5 protein-coding genes and 1 pseudogene are annotated in these 6,866 nt (G+C 65.0%); 3 read left to right on the forward strand and 3 right to left on the reverse strand.

Annotation, left to right across the window (positions count from 1 at the left end):
- Positions 1–135: 135 nt before the first annotated feature.
- The 3 genes and pseudogenes from F2Q65_RS10290 to F2Q65_RS10300 form a co-directional block, all read left to right on the forward strand.
- Positions 136–2,085 carry a DUF1576 domain-containing protein gene (locus tag F2Q65_RS10290; protein WP_150093043.1) on the forward strand — a complete coding sequence of 650 codons (1,950 nt, stop codon included), beginning with the start codon at positions 136–138 and terminating at the stop codon, positions 2,083–2,085.
- Positions 2,082–2,843 carry a potassium channel family protein gene (locus F2Q65_RS10295; RefSeq protein ID WP_150093045.1) on the forward strand — a complete coding sequence of 254 codons (762 nt, stop codon included), beginning with the start codon at positions 2,082–2,084 and terminating at the stop codon, positions 2,841–2,843. Before F2Q65_RS10290 ends, F2Q65_RS10295 begins: the two co-directional genes overlap by 4 nt.
- Positions 2,844–2,909: 66 nt before the next feature.
- A pseudogene (locus F2Q65_RS10300) lies at positions 2,910–3,587 on the forward strand (linear amide C-N hydrolase); the annotation flags it as partial.
- A 139-nt stretch (positions 3,588–3,726) separates the two neighbouring features.
- Here F2Q65_RS10300 and F2Q65_RS10305 read toward each other — a convergent pair.
- From F2Q65_RS10305 to F2Q65_RS10315, 3 genes are all read right to left on the reverse strand, one after another.
- Positions 3,727–5,103: an IPTL-CTERM sorting domain-containing protein gene (locus tag F2Q65_RS10305; RefSeq protein WP_150093047.1), complete on the reverse strand. Its 1,377-nt coding sequence runs from the start codon at positions 5,101–5,103 to the stop codon at positions 3,727–3,729.
- Positions 5,104–5,178: 75 nt separating this feature from the next.
- Entirely contained in the window at positions 5,179–5,370 is a 192-nt protein-coding gene (locus F2Q65_RS10310) for a hypothetical protein (RefSeq protein ID WP_150093049.1), read from the reverse strand.
- A gap of 66 nt (positions 5,371–5,436) precedes the next feature.
- A complete protein-coding gene (locus F2Q65_RS10315) occupies positions 5,437–6,240 on the reverse strand; it encodes an Lcl C-terminal domain-containing protein (protein WP_150093051.1) in 804 nt (267 codons plus the stop codon).
- Between the last annotated feature and the right edge of the window lie 626 nt (positions 6,241–6,866).

The raw sequence follows: 6,866 nt of genomic DNA on the forward strand, positions 1-6,866 counted from the left end.
GCAGGGACCGGATGTTCCCAGGCCTCGCGTTCAATCACTGTTCAGGATCGGGGTTGCCGCCGCACCGCTTGCACCGCGGTCCGCTGTGGCCACGTCGTCAATCGTTATCAGAGCGTTTTCGTCACGAGCCATTCGATGGGAACCGACCACGTCTTACCTTCGGCAACCGAATCGCCCGTCGCGCCCGCGGATCGGGTCGTCTTGCTCATCGTGGCGGGTTACGCCCTGGCCTTCGTGCTGTTCGGGCTGCTGATCGATACCCCGACCGACGTCCTGCGCGGTCTAGGGTCGATCCTCATCTCCCGCGATACGTTGCTGACCGACTACATGGGCGTTGGTGGCATCGGCGCGGCCTTGGTCAGCACTGGTCTGTTGACGCTGGCGGCTTGCCTGGTCTACGCACTGAATCGCGTACCGATGACGGGCACCGCCATCGCCGCGCTGTTCCTGGTGCTCGGCTTCGGGCTGTTCGGTAAGAACCTGCTCAACGTCTGGTTCATCATCGCCGGCGTCGCGCTGCATGCGCGCTGGCGCGGCCAACCGTTCGCGACCCACATCAACACCGCCTTCTTCGGTATCGCCTTGTCGCCGATCGTCAGCGAGATCCTGTTCAGCACCACGCTGCCGTTCAGCATCAGCCTGCCGTTGGCTGTGGTCACCGGCTTGCTGATCGGATTCATCCTGCCGGCGGCCGCGGCGCAGCTGTTTCGCGCCCACGACGGCTTTGCACTCTACAACATGGGCTTCACCGCGGGCCTGGTCGGCACCCTGGTGGTGGCGATCTATGCCTCCTATGGCTTCGTCGCCGATCCGGTGTTCATCTGGACCAGCGGCAATAATGCGCTGCTGGGCTCCTTCGTCGGCGGGCTACTGCTGTCGATGGTGCTGCTCGGCCTGGCGATCGATCGGCGTGCCTTCGCGCGATTCTGGCGGTTGATGCGTGCGTCCGGGCAGGCGCCGAGCGATTTCCTGGCCAGCGCGGGACTGGGCGCGACCCTGATCAACATGGGCCTGAGCGGCGCTGTTGGGCTGGTCTATCTCCTCGCCATTGGCGGCGATCTGAACGGGCCGACGATCGGCGCGCTGTTCTCGATCGTCGGCTTTGCCGCCGTCGGTAAGCATCCGCGCAATATCCTTCCGATCATCGCCGGCGTCTTCCTCGGATCACTGGCCAAGCCCTGGGGGGTGGCCGACCCATCGGTCCAACTCGCGGCGCTGTTCGGCACCAATCTGGCGCCGATTGCCGGTTATTTCGGTTGGCGCTGGGGGATCGTTGCCGGCTTCGTGCACTCCTCGGCGGCGCTGAGCGTGGGCGTGGTGCACGGCGGGCTGAATCTCTACAACAATGGCTTTGCGGCAGGCATCGTCGCCTCGATTCTGGTGCCGGTGATCCTAGCGGTCCGCGCTCGCGGGGAATTGGCTGGGCGGAAGCCTGTGCTAGCCGCCGCTGGTGACATGGCGCGGACCTCGGCTGGCCGAACGACGCATGCCGAGGCGCTGGGGCGCGGACGCTGGCTGGGCACCGTGCTGCTGCGAGCGCTCTTCTTCCTGGTCATCTGGTTGCTGCTGTCGGCGCCGGATCTGGGTGCGCCGCGGGCGCTGCCGGGGGGCAGCGTCGGCGCACTGACCACGGGCTCCGTCGCGGAGTTCGAGGCAGGGGGCAGCGCCCAACTCGCCGCTGATCTAGCCTTCGCCGTCATCGCCACCGCCATGGCGACATGGATCAGTCTGTGGGTGCTGCCGCCGGGCTCGCGGCAATGGCGTCTCGTCGCGCTCATGGCGTTGATTGGGCGTTTTTTGGTGCAATCGGTGATCGGTGGAATCGATGTGGCTCGGCGCGCCCTCGATCCACGTCTGCCGCTGCGACCTGGTTACATCGTCTTTACGACCAGCCTCCGCCGCGCGCATCAGCGTGCGATCCTGCAGACCTTCAGCAGTGCGACGCCGGGGGCGATCGCGGCCGGGACGGATGCCGAAGGTCGGCTGGTCTTCCACTGTCTCGATACCAGCGGGCCGATCGCGGAGGGGTTGGCGCGGGATGAGCGCCTGCTGTTGCGCCTGTATCGCGAGGAGGAGTCGCCATGAGCCTGGCCGGCTTTCTGATCGCCGCAGCGCTGTTCATCCTGGTGATCATCATCGTGGCGCTGGCGCGGTTACCGGCCGACGATCCGAGCGCCTGCGATGCGCTCGCCACACACCCCACCGAGCGCCCGATTCGTTTCTCCATCCTGCTGCTGAGCCTGCTGGTGCTGGGTGGCGCCAGCGGTTTTGCCACCACGGCCATCGGCGAGCTGCTGGGCAACCTCGCCGCGTCGGCGGTTCTGCTCGCCGGACTGGCCTCGATGTACCACAACCGCATGCTGCTGCTGATCGGCTGCGTTGTGCTGGTACCGGCGCTGGCGACCCGCTGGACCTTCTTCTGGCTGCAGGCATCGGCGCTGGCGCCGATCTCGATCTCGTTCTCGCTCCTGTTCACCGTCTTCAATGCCGGCGCCCTGTTCCTCTACATCCAGCGCCGCGGGTCACCGACCAACGACACCGTCTACGGCGGCATCTGCGTCTACGTCCTCCTCGGTTATGCCTTCGCGCTCATCTTCATCCTGCTGGAGATGCTCGCACCCGGCTCCTTCGCCTTCGCCAGTGCCCCACCCCAAGGCACCATCGAGCTGCAAAGTCAGCTGATCTACTTCAGCTTCGTGACCTTGTCGACCCTGGGGTTCGGTGACATCACACCCGCGACACCCCCGGCGCAATCCCTGACCATGATCGAATCCGTTGTCGGCCCGATGTTTATCGCCGTCTTCATTGCGCGCCTGGTGGGTGTGCGGACATCGCATCGCTGACGAGCCATATTTGACTTAGGGCGACTCCCCTAGCGCAATGCGGCCCAGGTTCGCGACGATCACAAGGGCGCCGCCTATGCGGGCAGGACCATGGAGTTGCCCACCGAACTGGCCTACGAAGTCGCCTTCTACCCCAAGGGGTCGAGCTTCTCCTCCCAGGCGGACCAACATGAGGCGCTGGAATACACGGCGAAGCACGCCTTCGTGTCGATCACGGCACCCGACCCCGTCACCAAGGATCACAAGGTGGTCGAGGGCCTGAACGATCAGGGATTGAGCTTCAGTCTGCTGGCCTTCGCGAGCACCCAAGGCCCCAAGGACATGTCGGACAAGACGCTGAAGGTCTTGTCGGCCATCGACCTGGGTAGCTGGGTGCTGTCGCAGTTCGCGACCGTCGGCGAGGTCAAGGCCGCGCTCGAAGCGCAGCCGGTGCTGGTCACAACGCTGCTTCCGCTGGACCTGCTGAGGTCGCCTTTCCACTACACCCTGCACGACGCCAGGGGCAACTCCATCGTCATCGAGTTCGCCGACGGCAAGCAGCGGGTCTACGACAACCCGCTCGGTGTCATGACCAACGGACCTGAATTCACCTGGCACCTCAACAACTACACCTTCCTGAGCAACATCGACCGATCGGAACTGAAGCTCGGCGGCCTGCACCTCAAACAGCCGGATTCCGGGATCGCAACAGCAGGACTGCCGGCATCGAACACCTCGGTCGGTCGATTCGTGCGCGCGGTCTAATACGCCAAGTTCGCCGAGAAGGCCAAGACCCCCGATGCAGCGCTCACGACCCTGGCGCACGTCATGAACAACTTCGACCGGCCGCACCCCATGATCGCGAGAGTAAAGCGCAGCGTGCCCACCCCCCGTCAACCTGCGATCAGCGCCGCCGCTGCCGCCAGGCACCCATCAGGCCCAGCACAGCCGCCAGCAGGCCCAGGCCCCAGACCGAGAGGGTGGGAATCGGCACTGGCCCCGGCCCCGGACCATTCCGCTGCGCCGGGCCGCTCGGGTCATCGATCTCACCTGGGTTCGAATTGGCATCGTAAGGACCATCATCCGCGATGACCAGGGTCGCGGTGTTCCCGGCGAGCGTCACACCGCTGGTCATCTGCACCCACACACCGTTGATATATTTCCAATACTCCTGCCCCTCGACCGAACCGGAGAAGGTCAGCTCCACGGTGGCGCTAACGCCGGTGCAGCCGCTGAGGCTGAAAGCGACGGCATCATAGGGCATGGAAAGCCCCGTTGGCCCACCCGCAGGCGGGGCCACGACGCTAACGCTTTCGACGGTACAACCGCCCTCGGTGGCGACAAAGGTGACGGAACCGCCACCCCCATTGCCGCCGAGGGCACTGCATTGAGTGGTGCTACCACCGCCGGTGCCAGCGCAGCTCCAGGCGTGGCTGCCATTGGCCGTGGTCACCGCGCCGGCAATGCCGGCATCACAGAGCTCGGCGCTGGGCGGCTGCAAGGTGGCCACGCCGTTGGCGGTACCGCAGGCGCCGTTCTCGGCGACCAGGCTCACGCCATAGGTATCGTCGTTCCGGGCCGTGCCGCTAAGGCTGATCCAGCCGATGTTCTCGCCCCAGACGTAGCCGCTGAAGTCACCGCTGGCCAGGTCGATGGCGGCGTTGCCATTGCTGGCGCCGAAGTTGATCCAGCCCGCGTTCTCGCTCCAGGCGTAGCCGGACAGGGCGCCGGTGTCGCTATCGCGGTTGACGCCGTAACTGTCCGCGGCAGTATTGGGGTAGGTATGCGCCCCGCCGTCGGTGTGGGTGCCCAGGCGCAGCCAGCCGAGGTTCTCGTGCCAGACGTATCCCTCCAGATGGTCGATATAGACGCTGACGCCGCCCATGCTTGGCTTGTGGTTGAGCCAGCCGGTATTCTCGCTCCAGGCCCATCTCCGACTATCGTCGATATTGATCGAATTGAGCAGAAGGTACAGCGTACTGTCCTTCTGGATGTTGTAATCCGCCAGCGTCTTACCGTTCTCAAGCTCATTGCCCGCATACGAGAGACGCTGCTGATCGGGCGGGATACCCTCCTTGTCCTGGATCTTTTGCTTGACGTTCTCGATGCTGTCCGATGGCTCAACCTCCAGGGTGAGGTGCTTGCCCGTAAGCGTCCGGACGAAGATCTGCATCGACCAAGCCGGCGTCGACACAAACAGCAGACAGAGCAGCAGCGTCAGCGGGCTCGCGAGACAGCGGCCGCGGATATGGATTCGGGTATGCCGGTGGCGCTTGTTCATGATTGCAGACCTGAGATCAAAATTGGCAGACGTGGCCATCCATGAGATCGACCACATATCGATGGCGCTGCGCAGTCAGCCTTCGTTCTGTTTGGCGATCCCCACCAGCTGCTCGCTCACGTAGAGATAACCGCGGGTGGTGGCGAAGCCGCCGGATTGGTGACCCGGGTGCACCAGCACCTTGAGCTGCTCGAGCTCGGCGCGCCGCGCCGAGGTCTTCGTGCTGCACGCGGATGATCTCGGCGAGCTGGCGCTGCTTGTCGGCATCCTGCAAGGCAACCGCCACCGAATGCCCCGCTCTGGCCAGTTGGCCGATGTAAAGAATAAAAGCCTCTATTGTCCGCCTCGCACCGGCCAGACGTCGTAGGCGAGCGACTTATCGCCGAAGTTCACGTAGCCGCTGTAGAGGTTCAGGTACCAGGCGCGGCTGGTGTAGTCCGCGTAGGAGGTGGACGACCAGTTGTAGCTCGACAGCACGCCGGAGAACGGATGCCCGGACGGCAGCGCTGGATCGTATTGGCCAAAATCGACCAGGCTTTGCAGCTCCTTGATGTTGGGTAGGCGCCAGTCGCCGGCAGCCGAGCTATCACCGAGACCGCAGTCGCCGTCGGTCCCGCCGCAATCGGTACAGCCGTCATACAGTGCGTTGGCCCTGGTCAAGGCATCGGACCAAAGCCGAGATCTGAAGCAATTGGCATCCTGCAGCCAGATCAGCCCGGTGAGGTTGTCGGTGACGGTGCCATCGCTGTTGTCGGTGAAGCGCGGGCTGGGCCAGGCGACGCCCTTCTCGAGGTCGCCATCATCGCCTGTCTCGTAGAACGCGGTCTGCCCGGTCTTGGGCACCTGAGTCGGGATGGCCTTGGCGTAGACCTCGTTCAGCGTATGCCCGGTTGGGGCGGGGCCGGCGGCTGGCTCCACAAAGGCGCCGCTGCGTCGGGTCGCCTGGGTATTGGCATCCAGCCGGTTGTAAACATCCTCCAGGGTATACATGGCACTGCCGGCGGCATCCGGTGCCGCCGGGGCATCCAGACTGCCGGCGCCGGCCGCCCCGGCGCCAAGCAGCGGCAGCACGGCACTCAGCAGCGCGACGGTTCGCCCGCCGACGCGGCGGGCGGTTGACTCGGGGCTCGGGGACATAACGGTTCTCCTATGGGATGGGCTGTTCGTCGTCGCCCCGACAGGACAGTGCGGGACGGCGGCGCGCGGTGCCGGCAGCGGCACCGCATCGAAGGGGGCTCGGCGCGGCGGGCATAGGGGGCAAGACCCAGGCGGCCATTCGCTTGGCAGTCGGGTATCGAGGCATGCGGCGGATTGTTCGGGTGGACTGCTCGGGAGGATTGGCCCGGAGGATGGTGGGCGCTGGCCGGCATGCGGCAGCCGCTGCGTCGGCACACGCGCCTGTCCACCGGATCGCGCGTCGGGCGCGCTGGACGATCGCGCTAGCGTGCTCCGCAGCGACACGCATGGTACGCACTACCGCGCTGCCTCAATGCTCTTATCGATGGGTGTTCGGTAATGGTGAAACAGGCGGAATGGGTCTGAGCGAGGTGCGCTCAGGGCACAAGCGCTTGACGGCGCCCATGCGTGCCGGGGGGATAAACGTCCGCACTCACTCTGAACACACATACGTGCATGGCGACCAAGGCGCGAAGTAGTCCGGGAACAGTGTGTTGAATCGCGGCGGATTAGCCCGCATATCTCACCAGCCGAGCAGATCAATGGGGGCAAACAAGACCCCATTGCCATTCCGGCCGAACGCGTCG

It is taken from the genome of Thiohalocapsa marina, assembly GCF_008632335.1.
In the GTDB taxonomy this organism is placed as follows: domain Bacteria; phylum Pseudomonadota; class Gammaproteobacteria; order Chromatiales; family Chromatiaceae; genus Thiohalocapsa; species Thiohalocapsa marina.